At 36.0% G+C, this 20,377-nt stretch carries 21 protein-coding genes and 1 tRNA gene; 9 read left to right on the forward strand and 13 right to left on the reverse strand.

Annotated features, from left to right (window positions below; all coding sequences use genetic code 11):
* Positions 1-119 precede the first annotated feature (119 nt).
* The 3 genes from HQN85_RS14010 (at position 120) to HQN85_RS15935 (ending at position 1,651) form a co-directional block, all read left to right on the forward strand.
* On the forward strand, positions 120-539 hold the full coding sequence (locus HQN85_RS14010) for a DUF5655 domain-containing protein (protein ID WP_246249818.1): 420 nt from the start codon (positions 120-122) through the stop codon (positions 537-539).
* The gene (locus HQN85_RS14015) at positions 523-945 is read left to right on the forward strand and encodes a hypothetical protein (protein WP_216847293.1); all 423 of its coding nucleotides are present in this window, start codon (positions 523-525) and stop codon (positions 943-945) included. The genes HQN85_RS14010 and HQN85_RS14015 overlap by 17 nt, the downstream gene beginning before the upstream one ends.
* 586 nt (positions 946-1,531) lie before the next feature.
* Complete coding sequence (locus HQN85_RS15935; protein WP_173273549.1) at positions 1,532-1,651, forward strand: helix-turn-helix domain-containing protein; 120 nt, start codon at positions 1,532-1,534, stop codon at positions 1,649-1,651.
* A gap of 290 nt (positions 1,652-1,941) precedes the next feature.
* On the opposite strand, the gene HQN85_RS14025 is transcribed toward HQN85_RS15935, so the two are convergent.
* From HQN85_RS14025 to HQN85_RS14040, 5 genes are all read right to left on the reverse strand, one after another.
* On the reverse strand, positions 1,942-3,483 hold the full coding sequence (locus HQN85_RS14025) for a hypothetical protein (RefSeq protein ID WP_173273336.1): 1,542 nt from the start codon (positions 3,481-3,483) through the stop codon (positions 1,942-1,944).
* A gap of 9 nt (positions 3,484-3,492) precedes the next feature.
* Positions 3,493-3,669, reverse strand: a complete 177-nt coding sequence (locus HQN85_RS14030; protein WP_162796139.1) for a hypothetical protein — start codon at positions 3,667-3,669, stop codon at positions 3,493-3,495.
* Positions 3,670-3,819: 150 nt separating this feature from the next.
* On the reverse strand, positions 3,820-4,143 hold the full coding sequence (locus HQN85_RS15940; protein ID WP_394353093.1) for a DUF6527 family protein: 324 nt from the start codon (positions 4,141-4,143) through the stop codon (positions 3,820-3,822).
* Positions 4,124-5,521, reverse strand: coding sequence for a HesA/MoeB/ThiF family protein (locus HQN85_RS14035; RefSeq protein WP_173273339.1), 1,398 nt, complete (start codon positions 5,519-5,521; stop codon positions 4,124-4,126). The genes HQN85_RS15940 and HQN85_RS14035 overlap by 20 nt, the downstream gene beginning before the upstream one ends.
* A gap of 3 nt (positions 5,522-5,524) precedes the next feature.
* The gene (locus HQN85_RS14040; protein WP_173273342.1) at positions 5,525-6,697 is read right to left on the reverse strand and encodes a multiubiquitin domain-containing protein; all 1,173 of its coding nucleotides are present in this window, start codon (positions 6,695-6,697) and stop codon (positions 5,525-5,527) included.
* Between the two features lie 448 nt (positions 6,698-7,145).
* Here HQN85_RS14040 and HQN85_RS14045 point away from each other — a divergent pair, with 448 nt between their 5' ends.
* From HQN85_RS14045 to HQN85_RS14060, 4 genes are all read left to right on the forward strand, one after another.
* Positions 7,146-7,508 carry a helix-turn-helix domain-containing protein gene (locus tag HQN85_RS14045; RefSeq protein WP_173273346.1) on the forward strand — a complete coding sequence of 121 codons (363 nt, stop codon included), beginning with the start codon at positions 7,146-7,148 and terminating at the stop codon, positions 7,506-7,508.
* Positions 7,509-7,512: 4 nt separating this feature from the next.
* Positions 7,513-8,064, forward strand: coding sequence for an ImmA/IrrE family metallo-endopeptidase (locus HQN85_RS14050; RefSeq protein ID WP_173273349.1), 552 nt, complete (start codon positions 7,513-7,515; stop codon positions 8,062-8,064).
* A gap of 134 nt (positions 8,065-8,198) precedes the next feature.
* On the forward strand, positions 8,199-8,513 hold the full coding sequence (locus HQN85_RS14055) for a recombinase family protein (protein WP_173273352.1): 315 nt from the start codon (positions 8,199-8,201) through the stop codon (positions 8,511-8,513).
* 121 nt (positions 8,514-8,634) lie between these two features.
* Positions 8,635-8,808, forward strand: coding sequence for a hypothetical protein (locus HQN85_RS14060; protein ID WP_173273355.1), 174 nt, complete (start codon positions 8,635-8,637; stop codon positions 8,806-8,808).
* A 202-nt stretch (positions 8,809-9,010) separates the two neighbouring features.
* On the opposite strand, the gene HQN85_RS14065 is transcribed toward HQN85_RS14060, so the two are convergent.
* The 3 genes from HQN85_RS14065 to HQN85_RS14075 all read right to left on the reverse strand — a co-directional run bounded on the left by HQN85_RS14065 (position 9,011) and on the right by HQN85_RS14075 (position 11,196).
* Positions 9,011-9,084 (reverse strand) — tRNA-Asp (locus tag HQN85_RS14065).
* Positions 9,085-9,178: 94 nt separating this feature from the next.
* Positions 9,179-10,252, reverse strand: a complete 1,074-nt coding sequence (prfA, locus tag HQN85_RS14070) for a peptide chain release factor 1 (protein WP_173273358.1) — start codon at positions 10,250-10,252, stop codon at positions 9,179-9,181.
* 203 nt (positions 10,253-10,455) lie between these two features.
* Positions 10,456-11,196, reverse strand: coding sequence for a UDP-2,3-diacylglucosamine diphosphatase (locus HQN85_RS14075; protein WP_173273361.1), 741 nt, complete (start codon positions 11,194-11,196; stop codon positions 10,456-10,458).
* A gap of 209 nt (positions 11,197-11,405) precedes the next feature.
* On the opposite strand from HQN85_RS14075, the gene HQN85_RS14080 reads away from it, so the two are divergent.
* Entirely contained in the window at positions 11,406-12,416 is a 1,011-nt protein-coding gene (locus HQN85_RS14080; protein WP_173273363.1) for an NAD(P)/FAD-dependent oxidoreductase, read from the forward strand.
* Between the two features lie 2 nt (positions 12,417-12,418).
* A complete protein-coding gene (locus tag HQN85_RS14085; RefSeq protein WP_173273367.1) occupies positions 12,419-12,745 on the forward strand; it encodes a 2Fe-2S iron-sulfur cluster-binding protein in 327 nt (108 codons plus the stop codon).
* A 2-nt stretch (positions 12,746-12,747) separates the two neighbouring features.
* Here the strand turns inward: HQN85_RS14085 and HQN85_RS14090 are convergent, their stop codons facing one another.
* From HQN85_RS14090 to HQN85_RS14110, 5 genes are all read right to left on the reverse strand, one after another.
* Complete coding sequence (locus HQN85_RS14090; protein WP_173273370.1) at positions 12,748-13,419, reverse strand: hypothetical protein; 672 nt, start codon at positions 13,417-13,419, stop codon at positions 12,748-12,750.
* Between the two features lie 77 nt (positions 13,420-13,496).
* Complete coding sequence (locus tag HQN85_RS14095) at positions 13,497-14,948, reverse strand: SusD/RagB family nutrient-binding outer membrane lipoprotein (protein WP_173273373.1); 1,452 nt, start codon at positions 14,946-14,948, stop codon at positions 13,497-13,499.
* Positions 14,949-14,960: 12 nt separating this feature from the next.
* Positions 14,961-18,131, reverse strand: a complete 3,171-nt coding sequence (locus tag HQN85_RS14100; protein WP_173273376.1) for a SusC/RagA family TonB-linked outer membrane protein — start codon at positions 18,129-18,131, stop codon at positions 14,961-14,963.
* A gap of 234 nt (positions 18,132-18,365) precedes the next feature.
* Positions 18,366-20,057: a S41 family peptidase gene (locus HQN85_RS14105; RefSeq protein ID WP_173273379.1), complete on the reverse strand. Its 1,692-nt coding sequence runs from the start codon at positions 20,055-20,057 to the stop codon at positions 18,366-18,368.
* 56 nt (positions 20,058-20,113) lie between these two features.
* Positions 20,114-20,329 (reverse strand): hypothetical protein, encoded by a 216-nt coding sequence (locus tag HQN85_RS14110; RefSeq protein WP_173273382.1) that lies wholly within the window; start codon positions 20,327-20,329, stop codon positions 20,114-20,116.
* Between the last annotated feature and the right edge of the window lie 48 nt (positions 20,330-20,377).

A 20,377-nucleotide genomic window follows, 5' to 3' on the forward strand; every position in this document is an offset into this window, starting at 1 on the left:
AATTGTAAATTATAAAAATTAACCTTTTAAGCGATACAGATGTTATGTTTTATGCAACGCAAACGTTTGATAATCTTTCCAAATATTTAACTTAGCATAACTTTATTTGCTCATTCAATATGTGGACTTGCGTTTTATGCAATCAAACTTTTCAGAATCCTAATCAAATCCATTATTGTGGAGATAAAACAATTGATGACTTCCTTATTGGAAAAAGTGATAAAACAATTGATTTGTTCAATCATTTTATTACTAAATACAAAGAAGTAGGAGATATAAAATTACACGCGACAAAAACGATGATAGCGCTATCGGCTAATAAACGATTTGCTTATATTATTAAACTAGGAAAAGATTTTATTGATATTGTATTTCCTTTTAAAGAACCCTTTGAAGATAATTATTGCTTCCGCAAAATAGCAGCAGTTCCAGGAAGTAATGATTACAACCACCATTTAAGAATTTATTTGCCAGAAGATGTAAATGATGAAGTGTTAACCTACATGAAAAAAGCTTATATAAATGGAAAAGATATATGAGCTAAATGATTGCAAATTAGTTGTCTTTTTTGAAAATAAACTCATCAGAATTAAAAGACCTAAAGCATTACAAAAATTTTTGACTACCGATATCGAGCAGCGTTCTGAAGTATTGGTAAATAGCATTAAAACAGATTACCTGAGCTATTTCGGGAAAGAACTAGCAATTGACAATGATTCCTTTATCATAGAAATATGGGCACACGCATACGCTAGTTATTTTGCTAAAGCGATGAAAAATCTAATCAGCTTAAAATTGGTTGAGGAAGCTGCAGATTTTATTATTAATAGAAGTGATATTATTGATTGTGGGGAAAGTGATGTAGATAGCAATAGAAAGTTTTGGGATGTATTGGCGAAATTTAAAAGTATTATTTTAACCTTTTTACCTAAGCGATTGAAATAATCGTAGAATCCAAAAAGCCATAAACAGAAAAAGCCTCAACTTTCGTTAAGGCTTTTTTTGCGGGCTGAACGGGGCTACAATCGAACCCCTTGTACCCCTTTTAACATTCATTGGTAATATAGAGTTAGATAAATCAATTGGAAATAGAGTTGGGAACTCTATACTACTTACCAATCCGTTAGGCAGAACAAAACCTAAAACCAAAAGAAAATACGGGAATAGAATTTAACAGTTAGGTATAACTAACCTCTATATTTAACTACAGCGACTTCGATTTTGGATCTGCTCACTAACCAAGAATGCAAATATACAAGGTCTATTGTGTTCAAGAGACTCTTTGAATATCTATTGCTAATTTTAGAAATAATTGAACCTATTATTTGTAATAATCCAAGTTTAAAAATCAGCAACTTTATGGAGTTAATACCATAAACAAGCCGAGGATTTCCTGCGATGTCAGTACAAGATTAAGTTTTACTCTTCGATCTCTTCCTGTTTGGCCAACTGTATTTCAATGTCGATCAGGAAGGATAAAGGCTTACAAACATAGAAATGGAACCACTTCTAGGATGCGCTTGGGAACCTCCTGAAAGTTGACCCGTCAACAGTAACAGAGTGGGAAAATGGGAAACGAATTCCAGCTCCTAAACATCTGCTAAAACTCGAAATTTTGTTGGATAAGGCAAATAAATGGAGGATATCCTAAAAGTGGCCACCTGTTTTCTTTCAAAGTGGTCACTTTTTTCCGCTTCAAAGTGTGCAGTCCCTTTCGCTTGAAAGTGTCCAGTTGACTGATTTTTAGCTTCGATCAACTTGATATGAATGCCGCCTTTTGCTACGCCAAAGCCTCTTATTACACTTTGTCTCGTCCTAGAATTACTGTCGAATATCCTCCAGGTTTGTCAAAACTAGACCTATAATCTATTCTTGGGCGTATGCAGGTAATGACAATTAAAGGCCATGTTTAAAACGACCGTTGACTAGCTCTCTTGTCAATTATTTTTTGGAAAGTTCCTTAATCAGAAATTCATAGTACCGTTCACTTGCCATATGCTTGAATAGGTATTGTAGATTATCTCTGTTTAATTCCAAGAATTTTATCAGCTCGCCCTGTATATTATCTGGTAGGTAAGATATTACGCTTAGGCCAATCATCGCATGGTTGATATTGGTAGCGTCAAAGGTAAAGCACATCAACTTATGTTCACCAATGTGACAAGATGCGATCCAAACGTACTTCGGCAAACTGGTAGTAAGTAGTTCAATTTTCTTTGAGGCTTCAAGACCGGACCCTTTAATTATTTTCTTGTATTTTTCACTGTATTCTATCTTGATATCCCACACAAGGTCGGCTACAATAACGCCATCGAAGAAAAAGGTCAATATGGTATCTAGGCCAGCAACAATAACCTCAAGATCCTGAAATGAAATGCGAACTTTAGGATATATGGGCAATACGATACTTTTAACAAGAGTAGGTTCTTTTTGCTTATGTCCTTCTGTCCATGGAGTTATCAGATTATGGTCCCCATCAAAATTTATCCTCACGAAAGGTCCCCATTGATCGTCGTGAGCATATATCTTATCGATGTTATCCGACATGTAGCTCATTTTCTTTTGAGGAACTATCGGCTGTGGAGCAAGAGATTTGAAACCAGATACCGTTATGGCATGGAGACCATGCTGTCCTCCATTCGGAACCCTGATAACGAGAATTATTGGAATACCTATTCCAGAATACGCATTAATTATTTTTTTGAGATAATGGTTGCTGACAACCTTGAAAGGATGGACTGCGGTCCGGAGGTCAGCCTCCTTAATTTCGGATACAAGGCCAGAATTCAATATGGCCTGTGAAATCTGCAGGATGCTAAGGCCTTTGTTCGGAAAAAGGCGGCTCCCATCTGGTGAAACATTGTCCGCATCCAAAGTTATCTGACTCGGAGATTTTAGGATGGTGTGAAAATCTACCGCCGCCTTGTTCAACATAGACCAGATGGCGGTTGTGGCACAGGCTGCGATAACGGAATCCTGTTCCTGAAAGGCTAGGGATCTGAGTTTTAATTCGGTGCCGTACAAGTTGATCCTATATGTTCTTAACCCCCAAAAATTGCGGTCACTTAGGTTTTCACCATTGGAGTAGGTCTTCAGAACGGAATAGCCTATCATTTTAACGGGAATAGGCTTTATTACAATGAAACCTACATAATGACTCCAGAATTCCTTTGCATTTTCTTTTGTTTTCAGGATGTTTTCCTGAAACGTCTTTTTTGTAAACTTGGTATCAAAAAAATGTACCCTACGGCATACCTTGTCATAGTTTTCGAAACATAGTGCATAATAGGAGGCATAGTCGTGGAGATAATCACGGCTTACATAACCTTCTTCTATCAAGATGGTTTTTGCGCCAAGTTCCTTACTGCTTAAGTATTTCCAGAAATACTTATAGTGCTGCTTGATCTTAACCTGTTCCGGTGTTGTATATTTATTTGAGAGTGAGGACGCTAGATTATCCTCATTGAAAGCGAGAATCTTCAAAACACTATATTATAACTGTACTACAAGTTTTAGCGTTTCTTGATCTACATCTTTTAACTTGAGGATTTCTTCTTGCAATTTAATGGTAGCAGCGATAGCGTCTTTCACGGCTTTAGACTGCTTTAGCCTAATAGCCTTGATTTCAGCGCCTGGCACTAAAATCTGTGATGCTTGAAGTTTTTCCATAATAAAAAATTAATTCATGCCGTTTTTGGGACGGCAAAGATACTAACGTTAGATTGAAATTGCTATACTAATCTAAATATCAATTTCTATAAAAACAAACAATCCAGAAAAGTTTTTCTAGATTGTTTGTTTTTTGTCGGAAAGGCGCGATTAGCACCAGATGATCTTTCCGTGCTTGAGAAAGAAATGGCTTTTGCAACCTACCAATCGGTCAATCGATGGTTTAAGAGAAATCGTTTTATCTTCTATCACATATTTCCAACATGGGTCGAAGTCATCCATCAGATTTGTGTAGAGCTTTTTACCGCACCCACATGGGCATAGCAGAACACACTGCCAGACATATCCCTGATTGCTTATGAGGTAGACCATCTTATCTTTCATCCTATCCGGGACATCTTCTACCGTTTTATATCCGTATAGCGTCTTCTTCCTGAATAACGCTTTTATCCAACTAATAAACTTTCTCAACATGCCTGCTCAATTCTGGACTGTTCAATAACGGCTCAATATCACCTTTCCCAATCCATTTATTGAAGAAGGCACATGGTTCTTTCATCTGTTCGGAATAGGAAACGCAATCGGTATAGTCTATCTTTATTACGTCTACCTCAGAATTCGGCATGTTCCTGAATGGATGGATGCGAGCCAAAAAATCGTTTACAGCCGTTGCTGAAACCTGCATGTTTATACTTATAACTGCTGGACTGCTTTCCGAAACACTTGCCAGATACTGGTTCCTTGCATGTTCTTCCCCATCAATCCTTTTGATAGATTCCGAAAGGAGTCTGTCCAAGCCATACTGGTGCCTATTCAATAGACTTGATCCTCCGGGCTGGACAAAATGCACCTGTCCGAAGATGTTGTTGATTCCTCCTTGCCCATCTGCGTTCAATTTGACGCCCATGTCAATCAAAGGCAAAACATAAAAGGATGATATAAGGTTCAGAATATGCCTTCCCTCCGCACCATCCACACAGCTGAACAGAAAGTCGCAATCAGCAAGCTCTTTGACTACTTCTCTTTTTGATATGTCCGAATAGAAAACAGTTACTTTAGTGCCTATGCCCAAAGCATCTATTTCTCTCTTCATCACTTCGGTCTTAGGCACGTTGCTTTCAGCATCTGAACGTTTAGACCCGATTATCCTGTTTAAATTAAGGCCGTCGATATAGTCGGGATCGACCAGCACCAGTTCGCCTACCCCCAGTCTTTTTAACTGCTCAATAGTAATACTGCCTGTTCCTGAACAACCAACTATTCCTACCTTCATCTTGTTAAGCTCGGAAACTGTTTTTTCTCCGAAGGCCTGTCTATTACGTAGCTGCGCATCCTCCGCAATTTTCGATCCGTCTTCTGTATAGCGCCAAATCAGTACGTCGCTTCCGGCAATCAGGACTTTGTGCATAGGTTCGCTCTGCATCTCTCCTTTGAATACTCTGCCAAAAATGCGACCGTCAGGAAGCATAATACAACTTGCGTGGCTATGCTCGTTGTCGAGCCAAGATTGGATACTCTTAAACAACGTGTCGTCCGCAACATCATCCAAATCTGAAAAATACTCGTGTATTCCAGGTCCTGGATGGCAATGAAACTTTACGATTGCCAAATCACGTTTTGCAGCTCTCTCTAGGAATGGATTGATAATGTCGGTTGGCCAATTAATATAATCGTGCTTCCTGTCACAGACTTCATATGGTACGAGCAAAAGTTCCTGAATCAGAAACTGCTCGTTGCTGTTGAATGTTCCTCTGCCGCAAAGAGCTATTGCAACGGCCTCCTTGTTGTCTCCAGGGAACAAATGCTCCTTTAGTTGGCCATAATGATGACCTGAAATCCTAAGTGTGTTCATTTCCTATCTCCCCAAATCTTTAATCAACCAGTTCTCAACCAGACATAGATGGCTAGCAATGTTATCGACCCCCGGACGCCATTGGCCTGGAGCACGGTGCCTGGACCAACGCTGATAGGTTTTCCCGTCTATAGGCTGAGCCGCCAACGCATTTATGCCCTTCCCTGAAATTTTAGTCAAAGCTGGAAAGAAATATGCCATGTCTATTTCCGTGGCAGGATAAGAAGGGGCAATCATGAGCGCAACGGTGGCATGTTTTTGGTGATAACCCTCAGGTATCACAAATTCATGGAGCAATATCCACATTCCTCCGCCAGTGGTACGATTGCCAATGGCCTCCCAAGGGAGGCCAAGACCATTTAAAAAATCGACATCCTCTTCTGGCAGGTTAAATTCCCTGCGAAGAACGACGTCTTCCTCAACAGACTGCAAACCATCAGTCTGTTCCTTTGGCTGTATGGTAAACCTGACCAGGCATCTTTCTGTCAAATCTACCTGTTCCGATAAACCAAGCTTAATCGGCTTTGGGCTAGTGTTCACAAACTTGTAAACCTCAAACTGGGCCGAGCTGTTCGGGTACTCCAACTGGATAAGTTCAGCAACGGTAATAAACCTTCTGTTCCAATCGTGGTAGCGTTTATCCACCTTGATCCTATAAATTCTAGCAGGGGGAACTTCTTTACATTCCTTACCGTAAGATTCTATATCGACTAGGTCAAGCCATTTGCGGGTAACGAACCTCATACCCCTGCAGTGCATCTTGATCGACTCTTCTGGTGAGAATGCATAATTGATCTCTGCATCTTTGTCCCTCAGCTGCACAAGATAGAACTGTTTGGTGTCGACAGCATTCAGCTCCATGATCTGAACTGGTGTCAGAGTCTTCTTGTCCGTTGTTTCTGGTTCTCCATCCACCAGGTAATTGAATACTTCAGCTTCTTTGGTAACAAAATGCTCTGTACCTTGGTTACCAAGATCAACAATCTCATCCATTGATATTCTTTTGAAGTCGCCCTTTAGCTTTTGGTATAGCGTATGGCATTCTGGATCTTTGATTCCAGCTTCCTTTAATAGTTCAGCACCGGTAATTTTTGGTGTTTTTACAGTTATTTTCTTATCATTAACTGTAGCTTTATAGACTTGGGGCTTTTCAGCCGAGAAAGATTTATCTTCCATTTTTTTAACAAATTAAATTTTAATTAGAATACTATTAATTGAGCCTCCCATGGAGACTGGGGCAGCAACTGCTGCAGCGGAATTAAAAATGTAGTATTGCCTGAATTAAATTTTAATTTGCATGACTGACCAAGATTGCTTCTCAATAGGTTTTTATCCTATTTGCTTGTAAATATGAAAGGTAGTCACTATCTTTGAAACAACCACGGATCAAAGGAGGTTTTTAATGAGGCTGGCAAAGCCTAATTGACTACCTTAAAAATTTACAAAGCTGAGAGCTCTGCTCTTGGCTTTTTTTATTTCTTTACAAATATAGGCCGAAATTTTACAAAACCAAATAAAATGTAAAATTTTATAAAATTATTTATTTGTTAAATATTGCAAAATTATTTGGATATTTTCTAAATAATAATCATCTTTGTATTATGATATTTAAAATCAACAAGTTATGAGTGCTATCTCAGAAGAATCTTTTTACGAACAAATCGGCGAAAGGATTAGAAATTTTCGACTGAATGCAAATATCAGTCAGGAAGTATTCTCAGAATTGTTAAACATGACAAGGGCTTCGGTTGTTAATATAGAAAAGGGTCGACAACGTCCATCCATATTTTTACTGGTTACCATTGCCAGGATTCTGAAAGTAGACTATATTGACTTAATCCCTGTTGAATTGAATATTGAAAGGCTCGAAGAAAATGTTGAGGTTCCAGAAGTGGACTTTTCGGCGGTAGTTGCGGACTCTATGCTTAATCTTAATGAGCGTGTTAAAAACTCTATGCAGCAGTTCTTAAGCCAAATTAATAAATAACTACATGAATACTCGCACCCATAGCAGATCCATACAGTTTATAAAAAAGCAAGTAGATGATATTTTACAGGGAATGAAATTATATAGTCTCCCTATTAAAATTGAAGATGTTGCCAAAAGAGCTGGACTGACCGTTTCTCCTTTCGATTTTGAAGATGACATATCTGGGGTTTTGGTTATCCAAGATGGCAAGGGAGTAATTGGATACAACCAAAGTGAATCACGGGTGAGGAGACGTTTCACGATTGCACATGAATTTGGACATTTCGTGCTGCATAGAGAACAATCATCAATGTTCATGGACAAGGGTTTCAATGCAATTTTCAGAAGTACACATTCTGGCCTTTCAGAACAGACACAAATTTTGGAACGAGAGGCAAATACATTTGCCGCATATATTCTTATGCCGGATCATCTGCTTAAAGAAGCTATCGAAAAAATTGATTTTGATTTGGGAAGCGAAGATGATATCAAAAACCTGGCGAAGATTTTTGATGTTTCCTCACAAGCCATGTACTATCGCATTTTAAATTCAGGCCTGTTAAGATTTGGTTAGATTTCTAGAAGCTCATTTCTTTGTGTGTACGCTTCCCCAAATAATATTGTTATTCCAATATTGGAAAATAGTTTGATATTGAACAGGCCCAGACCAATTCCTTTTGGCCCATAATATTCGATAACTTGGCCTAAATGGAAAAACTGATTAAAGTTGGGATTTGGATTCGCGTATCCACCGACATGCAGGTCAAGGACGAAAGCCCTGAACACCACGAATTACGTGCTAGGCAATATATTAAGGGTAAAGGATGGGACTTAGTTAAAATATACCGCCTTGACGGTATAAGCGGTAAGACTGTAATAAAGCTTCTCGAGTCTCAACGAATGTTAAATGACATTAGAAACGGGAAGATCAACAGGGTTGTCTTTTCTAAGCTTTCCTGCCTTGCCAGAAGCACCAAGGAACTTTTAGAATTTGCTGATATTTTTAGGAGCGCAGGAGAATAGCCACTGATTTTTCATAGTGGTTTTACTACAATAGACAAGCAGCCAAACACTTACTTAAAAGTAATAATGGGTTAACATTAGCTTCAAGACTATTCCGCATATTTATTATTATTTCCTGCCTATGAAGGTAAAATCAGCTAGTAATAAAAAGAAGGTTGATGATGAATTTTCATCATTGAAAACCAAAAAACAAAAACGGGATGCACTCATAAAGTTAATTTCTAACATAATAGTTAGAATGACTTTTGAAGAATGTTATGGGAAAGAAAATGAACTTGAAAACCTAGAAAATTAGATAAGTATAGATACTTGGTTCGAGTCCCGTTTACCCTCTCTTCACTTAAAGCTTCAATCAATTGAAAATCAGCTAATTGTATTTTTTCCTCATCGAACCCCTAATGGTTCAGGGATTTCGAAACATAAAATCATGAAAATCAACTATTTGCAAAATAATATCGCATAAAAAAGCGGGAGAACTTTTCAATTCTCCCGCTCAGCGGGCCGGACGGGACTCGAACCCGCGACCTCCGCCGTGACAGGGCGGCATTCTAACCAGCTGAACTACCGGCCCGTTTTCCCAAAACAAAATCACTTTCGGATTGGGATTGCAAATATAGTGTCTTTAATTTATTTTACAACAAAAAAGTTAAAATAATTGTAAGTCATTAAATGACAGCACCTTCTTTCATCTTTTCTGCATTCTCTGCAAATTGTAGGGCATCAATCAACTCTTGTACGCCACCATCCATTACACCACTTAAGTTATATAAAGTTAAACCAATGCGATGATCAGTTACTCTTCCTTGCGGATAATTGTAAGTTCTAATCTTAGCAGATCTATCCCCAGTTGACACCATAGTCTTACGTCTAGCCGCAACATCACCATTCTTTTTCTGCAATTCAATATCATATAGCTTACTACGCAACATTTCCATTGCTATAATACGGTTACCTAATTGCGATCTATCTTGCTGACAAACTACTACAATTCCAGATGGTTTATGTGTTAGCTGAACTTTAGTTTCAACTTTGTTTACATTTTGACCACCAGCACCTCCAGAACGAGAAGTGTGCAATTCGATATCTGCTGGATTAATGTACAAATCAATTTCTTCAGCTTCTGGCAAAACAGCCACAGATGCCGCCGATGTATGCACACGACCTTGCGTTTCTGTATCAGGAACACGTTGTACACGATGCACACCCGATTCATATTTCAATTGGCCGTAAACATCCTCTCCACTTACCTTTAAAATTACCTCTTTATATCCACCAGCGGTCCCTTCAGTTACATCAACCGTTTCAACCTTCCAACCCTTTTGATCAAAATAACGGCTGTACATACGATATAAATCACCCGCAAATAACGCTGCTTCATCACCACCAGTTCCACCTCTAATCTCAAAAACGGCATTCTTAGCATCTTCTGGATCTTTTGGTATCAACATCAAACGGATATCCTCTTCCATTTTCTCTTGTTGTGCCAACAATAAATCCAACTCCTCTTTTGCCATCTCACGCATTTCTGGATCCTTTTCCGTGCTCAAAATCTCTTTGTTTGCCTCAATATTACTCATCACATTTTTGTAGATTTTATACCCATCTACAATCTTGCCTAAGTCCTTATATTCTTTATTCAAAGCAGCAAAACGCTTCATATCCTGTATTGTATCAGGATTGCTCAATTGCTCCTCTACATCTTCCCAACGCACCTTTATCGCTTCTAATTTCTCTAACATAGTTTTAAATTCTTTTGAAAATACGCTTCGTTACAAAAAACAAAGCAAGTCCCGCTTTACGTTTAAAATTTTCAGAAAAAGAAAATTCCACTTCAATCGGGTTTATTAAACACAAGCCTGTGCAATAAGATGCAAAAATAAGGAAAAAATCTCAGTTTCAGTTTTCTGTTAAGAGTAACTATTAAGTTTAAATATTTTATCCATTACTTAAAATATTCCAATCTTAAATTCACTCCATCAAAAACTCCATAAGAATTATAGTTAATCCACTCGCCAATATTTACATAACGACTATTTGCATTCAATTGAATATCAAGAGGCAGGTGTCGATGACCGAAAATAAAATAATCAAAGTGTTCCTTTTCTAGTTGCTCTTTAGCAAAAATGGCTAGCCACTCATTTTCATTCCCCAAAAATACTTCTTTTTTATTACTGGCAACTCTACTACTCCCTGACCATCCATTAGCAATAAATAACCCAATACGTGGGGGTAAAACCGCAAATAACCACTGACAAAATCGGTTCCTAAATATCTTTCTTAAAAATTTATATTTGGCATCTCCTGGACCTAATCCATCTCCATGATGTAAATAAAATTTCTTCCCATTTCGTTCAATAATTAATTGGTCGCTAATAATTTCGATTCCTATTTCTTTGGTAAAATAATCATTCACCCACATGTCGTGGTTTCCCTTAAAGAAATAGATTTTAATCCCAGCATCAGCCATTTGTGCCAATTTACCTTGCAAACGAACAAACCCTTTTGGGATAACCTTACCGTATTCAAACCAAAAATCAAAAACATCACCCATTAAAAAGAGTTCCGCACAAGTTGGTTCAATAAAATTTAACCAACTTACAATACGTTCTTCACGTTTGCGACTTTCATCATAATTAGGTGCCCCTAAATGAAAATCAGAGGCGAAATAAATGTTTTTGTCCATGTATAAATCAAAGGTAGCGGAAAATGGTTAATTTTTAGCATCTTACTATTTTGAGTATGATATACTAACACAAAATATAGTTCTGTCCAGTTAAATAATATCATTTTTATAAAATAAAAACTACTGAATTAATAGATATTATTTAAAATAATTTGGAACATATCTAAATAGTGTTCACGATTTTGTAACTTTGCCTCAAATTTTAACACATGATTTCTACTGATATAGCCATTATTGGCGCCGGACCTGTGGGTTTATTTGCCATTTTTGAAGCCGGATTATTAAAAATGCGTTGCCATCTTATTGATTACTTACCTCAAGTTGGTGGTCAACTTTCAGAAATTTATCCTAAAAAACCTATATATGATATCCCAGGATATCCAACAGTGTTGGCTCAAGAATTAATTGACAACTTAGTAGAGCAGGCCAAACCTTTTCATCCAGGTTATACATTGGGTGAAAGAATTGAAGGTTTAGAAAAACGCGGAGAAGCTGATTTTGTGTTAACCACTAACATGGGCACTATTATCGAAGCTAAAGTAGTTGTTATAGCTGGCGGATTAGGTTGTTTTGAGCCTCGTAAACCTGCTGTAGCTGGCTTAGAACAGTTCGAAAATGGAAGAGGTGTTAATTACATGATTTTAGATCCTGAAAAATTTCGTGATCAAAAAATGGTAATTGCAGGTGGTGGTGATTCTGCTTTAGATTGGACTATTTTCTTAGCTGACATTTGTTCTGAGTTAACATTAGTACATAGAAGTGAAAGCTTCCGTGGGGCGCCCGATTCGGTTGCTAAAGTAATGGAACTAGCAGAAAGCGGAAAAATAAACCTAGTATTGAATAGCAATTTGAATTCAGTTACCGGGGAAGGTAAATTAGAGAAAGTCGAAGTGATTCATAATAGAACCATGGAAACTACTTCTTTTGAAGCTGACCATCTAATTCCTTTATTTGGTTTAAGCCCTAAATTAGGCCCTATAGAGCAATGGAATTTAAACATAAGTAAAAGTGCCATTGAAGTAAATACCGACGACTACTCCACTAATATACCTGGTATTTATGCCATTGGCGATATTAATACATATACTAATAAATTAAAGTTGATTCTATGTGGTTTCCATGAAGCCGCTTTGATGAGCCATAGCGCTTATCAGTATATGAACCCAGGAATTAAATACACAATGAAATATACTACTGTTAATGGCGTAACTGAATTTTAAGAATGGAAACAAACGATATTTCAATACAAGTTGAGGACCGCGAAGGTAATGTTAGCACATTAACTGCCCCTACAGATATGGGTTTAAGCCTAATGGAGTTTTTGAAAGCTAGTGAATATGATATTTTAGCCACTTGTGGTGGCATGGCTTTATGTGCAACCTGTTGTGTAGATGTTATGGAAGGCGAAGAAAAGCTTAATGAAATGAGCGATGATGAATATGCGATGTTAGATACGCTACCTGATTTATTACCCAATTCTAGGTTAGCTTGCCAATTACAATTAAACCCATCTATGGATGGGCTTAAAGTAAGGTTACACGCAGTATAATACTATTTGATCTTTGAATAATGCTCAAATAGTTCTTTTAATCCACTATCTGACTTAACGTTTATCTTTTTTTCCTTTAAAAACATCAACATCTCATTTTCTTTATTTGGGAAATACGTTGAAAATGCTTTTTTATCAGTTGAAAACCTGGTCATTTCTGAATTTGAATTAAAAACATAATATTTTATGCTATTTAAATAAGTTTCAGTAGTTTTTGAAGAATTATATTGTTTAGCCATTAATACTGTTTTAACATATTTTTTGAGAACTATAGGCAATGATACATCATATATTACCTCATAGTACGTTTCAGTGCCTCCCTTATCTATCTCTGGAAAGCCTTTCTGAAAAGTATGACTCTCATCACCTTCCTTGATAATGAATTTTTTGATTGGATCATCAGGCTTAAATTCACCTTTATCAGTGTTATAAGAAACCTGATTAGTAACTAAATTAATTTTAATCTGCAGATTATTAACCGGTGTTCTGCCATTCTCAACAAAAAAAATTCCTTCTTTAAAGTCATCAAACAAATAGGGGGATCCCTCAACAATATTCTTGTTTTCATTTAAGAAAGGGGTTCCTTTTATTCTAGCAATTATGGCATTTTGGGCAATGCATAAATGAGAAATTATAATAAACAGGCTAACTAAACTTAATTTTAATATTTTCATAGCAGTACTTTTAAAGTAAATTTAACAAAAAAGACCAGCAATTGCTGGTCTTTTTTTAAATTATTATAAAGTTTAAATTATGGTTTATCCCACCAAACTCTAGTTGCAGGACTATCTGGTCCTTGTTGTGCAACTGCTTTATCGTAGTTTACTTTATTTGTTGTTTTATCACTAGCTGGATAAACGATTCTTCTTGGAATGGCTGGTAATGTACTATTCGGTCCCGGAGCCAATGTAGGGTAACCAGTTCTTCTCCATTCAGCCCATCCTTCGAAACCATCCAAATAGGTAGCTACATATCTCTGAGTAGCAATTTGCTCATAACCAGTAAGTGGGTTATATACTATACCTGTTTGGGTTTTGAATGTTGCATCCGCTACTCCATTTTGAGCTAAAGAAGCATCTATACCATCATTATAATAAGTAGCAGCACTTGCATCACCACCAGCTATCCAACCTCTTTTTGCTGCTTCAGCTTTTGCAAAAAGTACTTGTGCATAAGTGAAAATAGGTGATGGAGCACTTTGAGTTCTATATGCATCTCCAACTCTACTAAAAGCATTAGGAATGTTAATAGCAGTGGTACGACCATACTGTAAACCAACAACTCCGCCAGCTAAAACCTCGCCATATTTCGGTAAACGAGGATCTGTGCCAGAACCATTGTTTTTCATTATATTAACAAGTGTTGTCGAAATGGCATAATCATTTCTATTGCTAACTGTATAGTTACTATACCAAGGGTTATAATTATTTGGATCTCCAGCAATATATTTGTAAGTGATATTCTGTGCGTTAGAACCAATTACATCTGGTAAAGCAGCGTTAAACTCTTGAGCTGCTAATTCTGAAGCTCCAGGGTAAACTTTAGACATACGCAACGCCATTATTAAACGTTGAGTTGCCGCAAATCTTTTCCAAGCCGCCATATCACCATTCAAGATAATATCACCAGTAACGTTTCCAGCATTATCAATCTGTGCAGCAGCTTCTTTAAGTTCCTTAAAGATGTCTTTATAAATTAATTCTTGCTTTTGGAAACTTGGTGTAATATTTGCATTTCCTTGCAAACTCTCTTCATAAGGTAAATCTCCCCATCTATCGGTTAACTTCCAAAAGATAAATGCTTTTAGGATTCTAGCAACTGCTAACTGATTATTTTTAGAACCGTTAGCACCAGGAGCAGCTGAAACACTACCGCTATTATTGTAATCAATAATAGTTTTTAACTGAATTAAGGGAGAGGTATAAAACCCACCATACGCTATACCAGTATTTATTGGAGCATAGTTAGAATTGGTAAGGTAAGGACCTTCAGAAAGGTATTGAGCTAACATTACGCTATTAATATCCGATCCAGAAAACAATCCGGGAATATTTTGTTCAGCATTTGTTAATAAAGCTCTTGTAGTAGGTACTGCCACTACAGTAGGGTTAACATTCATGTCGCCAAAATCTTCTAATTTTGAGCAACTACTCATAACAACACCGCCAATTGCTATTAGTGAAAGATATTTAAAAATTCTCATCTGTATTTGTCGTTAAAAAGTTAATCTTAAGTTGATACCGTAACTTCTAGAAGCAGGCAACTGACCACCTTCTTGCCAGAAGTTTTCTATTTCTGATGGATCAACACCATATTTCTTGCCAGGTGCAGAAATCAACCAAGCATTGCTTACTGTAAATGCTACATTAGCACCTTTAACACCTTTAATTTTGCTTAAGAAGCTTTGTGGAATGCTATAGCCTAAACGAACCTCTCTTAATTTAAAATAAGAAGCGTTAATCATGAACATTTCACCGGCGCCGTTTTGCATACCAGTATAAAAGGCATCACTTGCCTCTACATATTTAGTATTAGGTGTTCCATTAGCTAATACACCTGCAAATTTGTAACCACCACCTACTGATGGTGATAATCTCCAATCAATGCCTTTATCATTTAAGCCAACAGTTTCTTGTGATAAACCGCTACCCATGTTAAATGCTCTTGTAGTAGAGTTAAATAAACCACCTTTTTGCCAATCGAATGAAAGTCCTAAATCAAAGTTGAATACTCTTAAACTACTGTAACCACCTCCTGAATATTTAGGACGGGCATAACCAATTTCTTGATTAGTAGTAAAAGTAGGGAAGCCAGATGCGCTAATGATTACATTTCCATTAGCATCTCTATTGAATTTACGACCTAATACATATCCCCATTCTTTACCTTCTCTTAAGTTAAGTGTATTACCAAAGAAAGTTGAAGTTTGATAGATAGCATTTTGTTGGTTATCAGTAATCTTATTTACAATAGTTTTTGTGTAGCCTAAGTTTGCTGTTAAATTCCAAGTTACATTTTTAGATGCAATAGGAGTTACATTCATTGACAACTCAAAACCTCTGTTTGTTAATTTTCCTGCGTTAATTAAACTTGTGCTATAACCTGTTGCGTTATTTACAGTAACATTTAAAATCTGATCCTCGTTAGTTGACTTATAGTAAGCAAAATCGAAACTCAAACGATCTTTAAAGAACTTCAATTCTGTACCTACTTCAAAAGTACCTGTTAATGCTGGTCTAATTCTACCATCACGTAATTGATCACCAATATTTAATGATGCATTAGTACCATAAGGATTATTTCTATTGTATGCAGGATCTAATTGATAAGGATCTAAATCATTACCTACTCTAGCGTATGATGCACGGATTTTCGCAAATGAGAAAGTGTTTTTCCAAGATGCTGGGAAGAATTCAGATGCAATAAATGATCCTGAAACTGATGGATAGAAGTAAGAATTTAAATCAGGCGCAAATACAGACGACCAATCATTTCTACCTGTTACATCCACATAAAGGAAGCCTTTATAGCCTAATGAAACTTTACCCAAGGCACTTCTTACCATTTTCTCATAAACCGTATTTGTTGTAGTTGGTCTAGACAATGAAGCAGCAATGTTAAAATAATTAGGGAAGGTTAGACCACCCTCAGTACTCATATTTAAACCTTCGTTATGATTTTGTCTTAAGTTAACTCCTAATAACGCATCAACGCTAAAATCACCAAACACTTTTTTATATGTAGCGTTTGCTTCATAGTTAAACTCATTATTTATAAATTGATTTATTTTATAATAATCTAACTGTAAACCACCAGTAGCCATTCTTTCATCGCTCTGTCCATTATTAATATCAGTACGAACAGCTCCATTAATTGCAAAGGCAGAATTGATTTTATATTTTAAGCTAACATTACCAACAATACGATTTCTAGAATAGGTTTGGTAATTGCTTTTCGCTACCCAAAATGGATTATCCCAGTATTGAGGATGTGTGATAGATGCTATGTTTCCAGTACCATTAGGGTTTCCGATATTCCATGAAGTTGGAGTACCAGCTGCTGTAGTTTGAAATTCTTTCAATTCATTCATATCCAATTGTCTTTGGAACCACTGGTTGAAACCTTGCACAATATTTAATCCATCATTACGATAAGTTTCGTATGGCTGTCCTTTTCTGTATTCCTTCATGAACTGAATATCAGTTGAAGCACTGAAATGGTCATTAAAATCGATACTTCCAGCCGCATTGATAGTATTCTTAATCTGTTTAGAGTTAATCTGAACTAATGTTCTATTTTGGTTTGTATAACCTATTCTTATAGCAGAGTTTTCTCCAGCAGTAGCAAATGCTAGGTTATTAATAAAATTACCTCCAGTTTGCAAGAAATCCTTCACATTGTCTGGATGAGCTGTTATAGCTTCAGTTTTACCAAAGTTAGCTCTTTCAGGATACCAACTTGACCAAGATCTATATTGCGTTCCATCAATTTTTGGACCGAAACTTGAATCAGCACCATAATCTAACATGTTCTGACCATTGAAAGCAGCCCAAGAAGCTGGATGGATTGCTGGATTATACACAAATTTAATCCAATCAGCAGTATAACCACCTCCATATTCGTTCTGATAATCAGGTAAAATAGAGGTTTTATCCATGCTATAAGTAGAACTAAATTCAATTGATGGTTTCTGACCTTTAACACCTTTTTTACTTGTAATAACAACAACACCATTATATGCACGTTGACCATAGATTGCAGTTGCTGCCGCACCTTTAAGCACAGTTACACTTTCTACGTTATCCATATTAACGTTTTCTTGAATAGTTGGTGTTCCATCTAGTATAAATAAAGGTGAACCAACACTGAAACCATTGATACCACGTACAATAATTGACGCATTATCAAAAGTAGAACTTGGCGAGCCATTTAATTGAACTCCTGAAACCTTACCAGTTAAAGCAGTACTAATATCAGTATTTCTAGCTACTGTCAAATCTGCTGCTTTAATCTGAGTTGCAGAATAACCAATAGACTTACCTTCTCTAGAACCACCAATACCTGTAACAATTACTTCAGCTAATGCTTTAGAATCTCCTTCTAGTGTTACATTAATAACATTACTAGTAATTGCTATTTCTTTAGTTACAAATGCAATTGAAGAAACTACTAAAGTTTTGCCATTTGCTGCAACTTTAATAGTGAATTTACCATCTGCTCCAGTTGTAACTCCAGAACCAGATATCTCTTTTACTCTTACGGAAACGCCGGGAATTGGCAGACCGTCTTCACTTGATCTTATAGTACCTGATACTGTACGTTCTTGAGCAAACGCACTTACAGTTACAGTAAGCAAGATGAATAAACTTAGTACAAGTTTTTTCATAAATTAATAAAATTTAGGTTAGTTAATAGTTAATTAATTCCTAAATATGAGTAAAAGTATGTATGAATCAAAACATTAATGTGTTAAATTAATATTTCAGAATTATAAATGCCTGATTTACAACAATTTAAATTTTAACACTTTTTAACACTTACAGGAATAGAATATTAAGTTTTAGCATATAAAAACAAAAATGATAACTTAAAACATAGTTAATCAAGAGTTTGCGACAAATTAATTTTCTGATATTGAGGACTTTATTGGGGTTCCAATTTTTTTATACTGTCCATCCCCTTTAAGAATGGCTAGCATTTGTTGCTGATTATTAAATAGTGTTTTAGCTTGTAATATTTCTTTATCGTATTGGAATGCTTGCTCAATTTTACCTCTCTCAAAATAATAACGGCTAATAATTTGTGTTTCTAGAACTCTTTTGATTTCGGTTTTATGTGTAATCAAATCTGTTTTTTTTGCACTTAACATTTTAGATTTTAATTCTTCTAAATCTGTTCTTACAGCACCTAGTTTATTTTCATTCTCTGCCTCTGTTCGTAAATCAGATAGCAAACGTTCTGTTCGAGAGGTGTAACTATAATCTTTATCAGCTAATGAATTAATAAATTGAGTATAATTTGCATCGCTTAGTTGAAACGTTTTAACATTCTCTATTTCCTTGTTTGCCTTTTTATAGTTGTTGGCATAATCGAATAAAAGATTTTTATTGATTAACGAAATAGTAATTGGACTATATTTAACTGGAGCCACAAATACATCTGGATAAACTCCGTTACCATTATATACTGTTCTACCTGCTTTTGTATCATAAGCTTTCATTACTGAATCTGCAAACTTTTCTGCTTCACCATTCTGGTTTTTATGTGCATAATCCAAAGCCTGAATGCATCGACCAGATGGTGTATAATACTTTGCAACAGTGACCTTAACTAAACTATTATATGGAAGATTAAAAGTTTGTTGTACAAGCCCTTTACCATAGCTACGTTGTCCAATAATAATTGCTCTATCTAGATCTTGCAATGCACCTGCAACAATTTCCGAAGCAGAAGCTGATGAACCATTCACTAAAACAACTAATGGTATTTGTGGAGATACTGGTTGGTTAACTGTTTTGTAAGCAATTGTCTTTTCAGGATTTCTTCCTTTTTGAGTTACTACTAAAATGTTTTTATCTACAAATAGATTTACAATTTTAACTGCTTCTTGTAAAATACCCCCACCATTATTACGTAAATCAAGTATAATTCCTTTTGGTTTTTCTTTGTTGATGTTTTCTAATGCAGTTGCAACTTCTTGCCCTGAATTTTCTAAGAACTTATCCAATCGGATATAGCCAATCTGATTATCTAAAATACCTGAATAAGATACATTTGGTTGTTTAATCTCTTCTCTAACTAAGGTTTTATTAAGTACCGTACCCTCCCTTATAATAACTAAGCTTAATGAGGAACCTTTAGGTCCACGTAATAATTGACTAATCTGACTTCTATCTTTTCCCTTTGTATCAATTCCATTAATTTTTACAATTTGATCACCAGGTTTAATTCCCTGTTTATTAGCCGGGTTTCCTTCACTTACCTCATTCACAAAAAGTTTTCCTTCAATAAATAAGGTACCTGCGCCTATACCTCCATATTGTGTACTCACATATTTTAATTTATAATCTTCTATTTCAGATTCAGGAATATACTCGGTATAAGGATCTAACCCCTCTAACATTGCATCAATGCTAGTTCGCATTAAGTCTGTAGGATTTGTTTCCTCTACATAATTAATGTTGATCTCTTTGTAGAGCGATGCGAAAATATCTAAGTTTTTAGATACTAGGAATAAATCTTCTTTAAAGGCAAATGTTAATGATAACAAGCCAATGGAAAACAATAAGATACCAATTTTAACCTTCTTCATTTACCTTTTATTAATAGTGGTAAACTTACAAAAAAGTGGTAGGATTTAAAACTAGCTTATAAACGATTGCCGTTTGGATCTGCTAATGCTTTACGAATAGTAAATTCAATATATTTTTGGTCTCTTTTAACCAAGGTCATTAACTTCTGCACTAATTGATCTTCTTGACCAGAGGAAAAAGAAAGATCTGCTTGAGTTAAATCTCGGTATTTCCTTAAAAATTTAATTTTAACCCTTTCCCAGGTTTCAGGAGTAAGTGTAAAGCTTGCCATTATTAAATACTTTGTTGCAAAAATATAAAATTTTATCGAAGAGTAGCA

The organism is Pedobacter boryungensis, from assembly GCF_013204825.1.
GTDB classification, from domain to species: Bacteria; Bacteroidota; Bacteroidia; order Sphingobacteriales; family Sphingobacteriaceae; genus Pedobacter; species Pedobacter boryungensis.

Bases quoted from the DNA above. Each gene is read 5' to 3' on its own strand.
- HQN85_RS14010 (WP_246249818.1), top strand. From the start codon at position 120: ATGTGGACTTGCGTTTTATGCAATCAAACTTTTCAGAATCCTAATCAA.
- HQN85_RS14015 (WP_216847293.1), top strand. From the start codon at position 523: ATGGAAAAGATATATGAGCTAAATGATTGCAAATTAGTTGTCTTTTTT.
- HQN85_RS14030 (WP_162796139.1), bottom strand. From the start codon at position 3,669: ATGGAAAAACTTCAAGCATCACAGATTTTAGTGCCAGGCGCTGAAATC.
- HQN85_RS15940 (WP_394353093.1), bottom strand. From the start codon at position 4,143: ATGTTGAGAAAGTTTATTAGTTGGATAAAAGCGTTATTCAGGAAGAAG.
- HQN85_RS14035 (WP_173273339.1), bottom strand. From the start codon at position 5,521: ATGAACACACTTAGGATTTCAGGTCATCATTATGGCCAACTAAAGGAG.
- HQN85_RS14040 (WP_173273342.1), bottom strand. From the start codon at position 6,697: ATGGAAGATAAATCTTTCTCGGCTGAAAAGCCCCAAGTCTATAAAGCT.
- HQN85_RS14045 (WP_173273346.1), top strand. From the start codon at position 7,146: ATGAGTGCTATCTCAGAAGAATCTTTTTACGAACAAATCGGCGAAAGG.
- HQN85_RS14050 (WP_173273349.1), top strand. From the start codon at position 7,513: ATGAATACTCGCACCCATAGCAGATCCATACAGTTTATAAAAAAGCAA.
- HQN85_RS14055 (WP_173273352.1), top strand. From the start codon at position 8,199: ATGGAAAAACTGATTAAAGTTGGGATTTGGATTCGCGTATCCACCGAC.
- HQN85_RS14060 (WP_173273355.1), top strand. From the start codon at position 8,635: ATGAAGGTAAAATCAGCTAGTAATAAAAAGAAGGTTGATGATGAATTT.
- prfA (WP_173273358.1), bottom strand. From the start codon at position 10,252: ATGTTAGAGAAATTAGAAGCGATAAAGGTGCGTTGGGAAGATGTAGAG.
- HQN85_RS14075 (WP_173273361.1), bottom strand. From the start codon at position 11,196: ATGGACAAAAACATTTATTTCGCCTCTGATTTTCATTTAGGGGCACCT.
- HQN85_RS14080 (WP_173273363.1), top strand. From the start codon at position 11,406: ATGATTTCTACTGATATAGCCATTATTGGCGCCGGACCTGTGGGTTTA.
- HQN85_RS14085 (WP_173273367.1), top strand. From the start codon at position 12,419: ATGGAAACAAACGATATTTCAATACAAGTTGAGGACCGCGAAGGTAAT.
- HQN85_RS14090 (WP_173273370.1), bottom strand. From the start codon at position 13,419: ATGAAAATATTAAAATTAAGTTTAGTTAGCCTGTTTATTATAATTTCT.
- HQN85_RS14095 (WP_173273373.1), bottom strand. From the start codon at position 14,948: ATGAGAATTTTTAAATATCTTTCACTAATAGCAATTGGCGGTGTTGTT.
- HQN85_RS14100 (WP_173273376.1), bottom strand. From the start codon at position 18,131: ATGAAAAAACTTGTACTAAGTTTATTCATCTTGCTTACTGTAACTGTA.
- HQN85_RS14105 (WP_173273379.1), bottom strand. From the start codon at position 20,057: ATGAAGAAGGTTAAAATTGGTATCTTATTGTTTTCCATTGGCTTGTTA.
- HQN85_RS14110 (WP_173273382.1), bottom strand. From the start codon at position 20,329: ATGGCAAGCTTTACACTTACTCCTGAAACCTGGGAAAGGGTTAAAATT.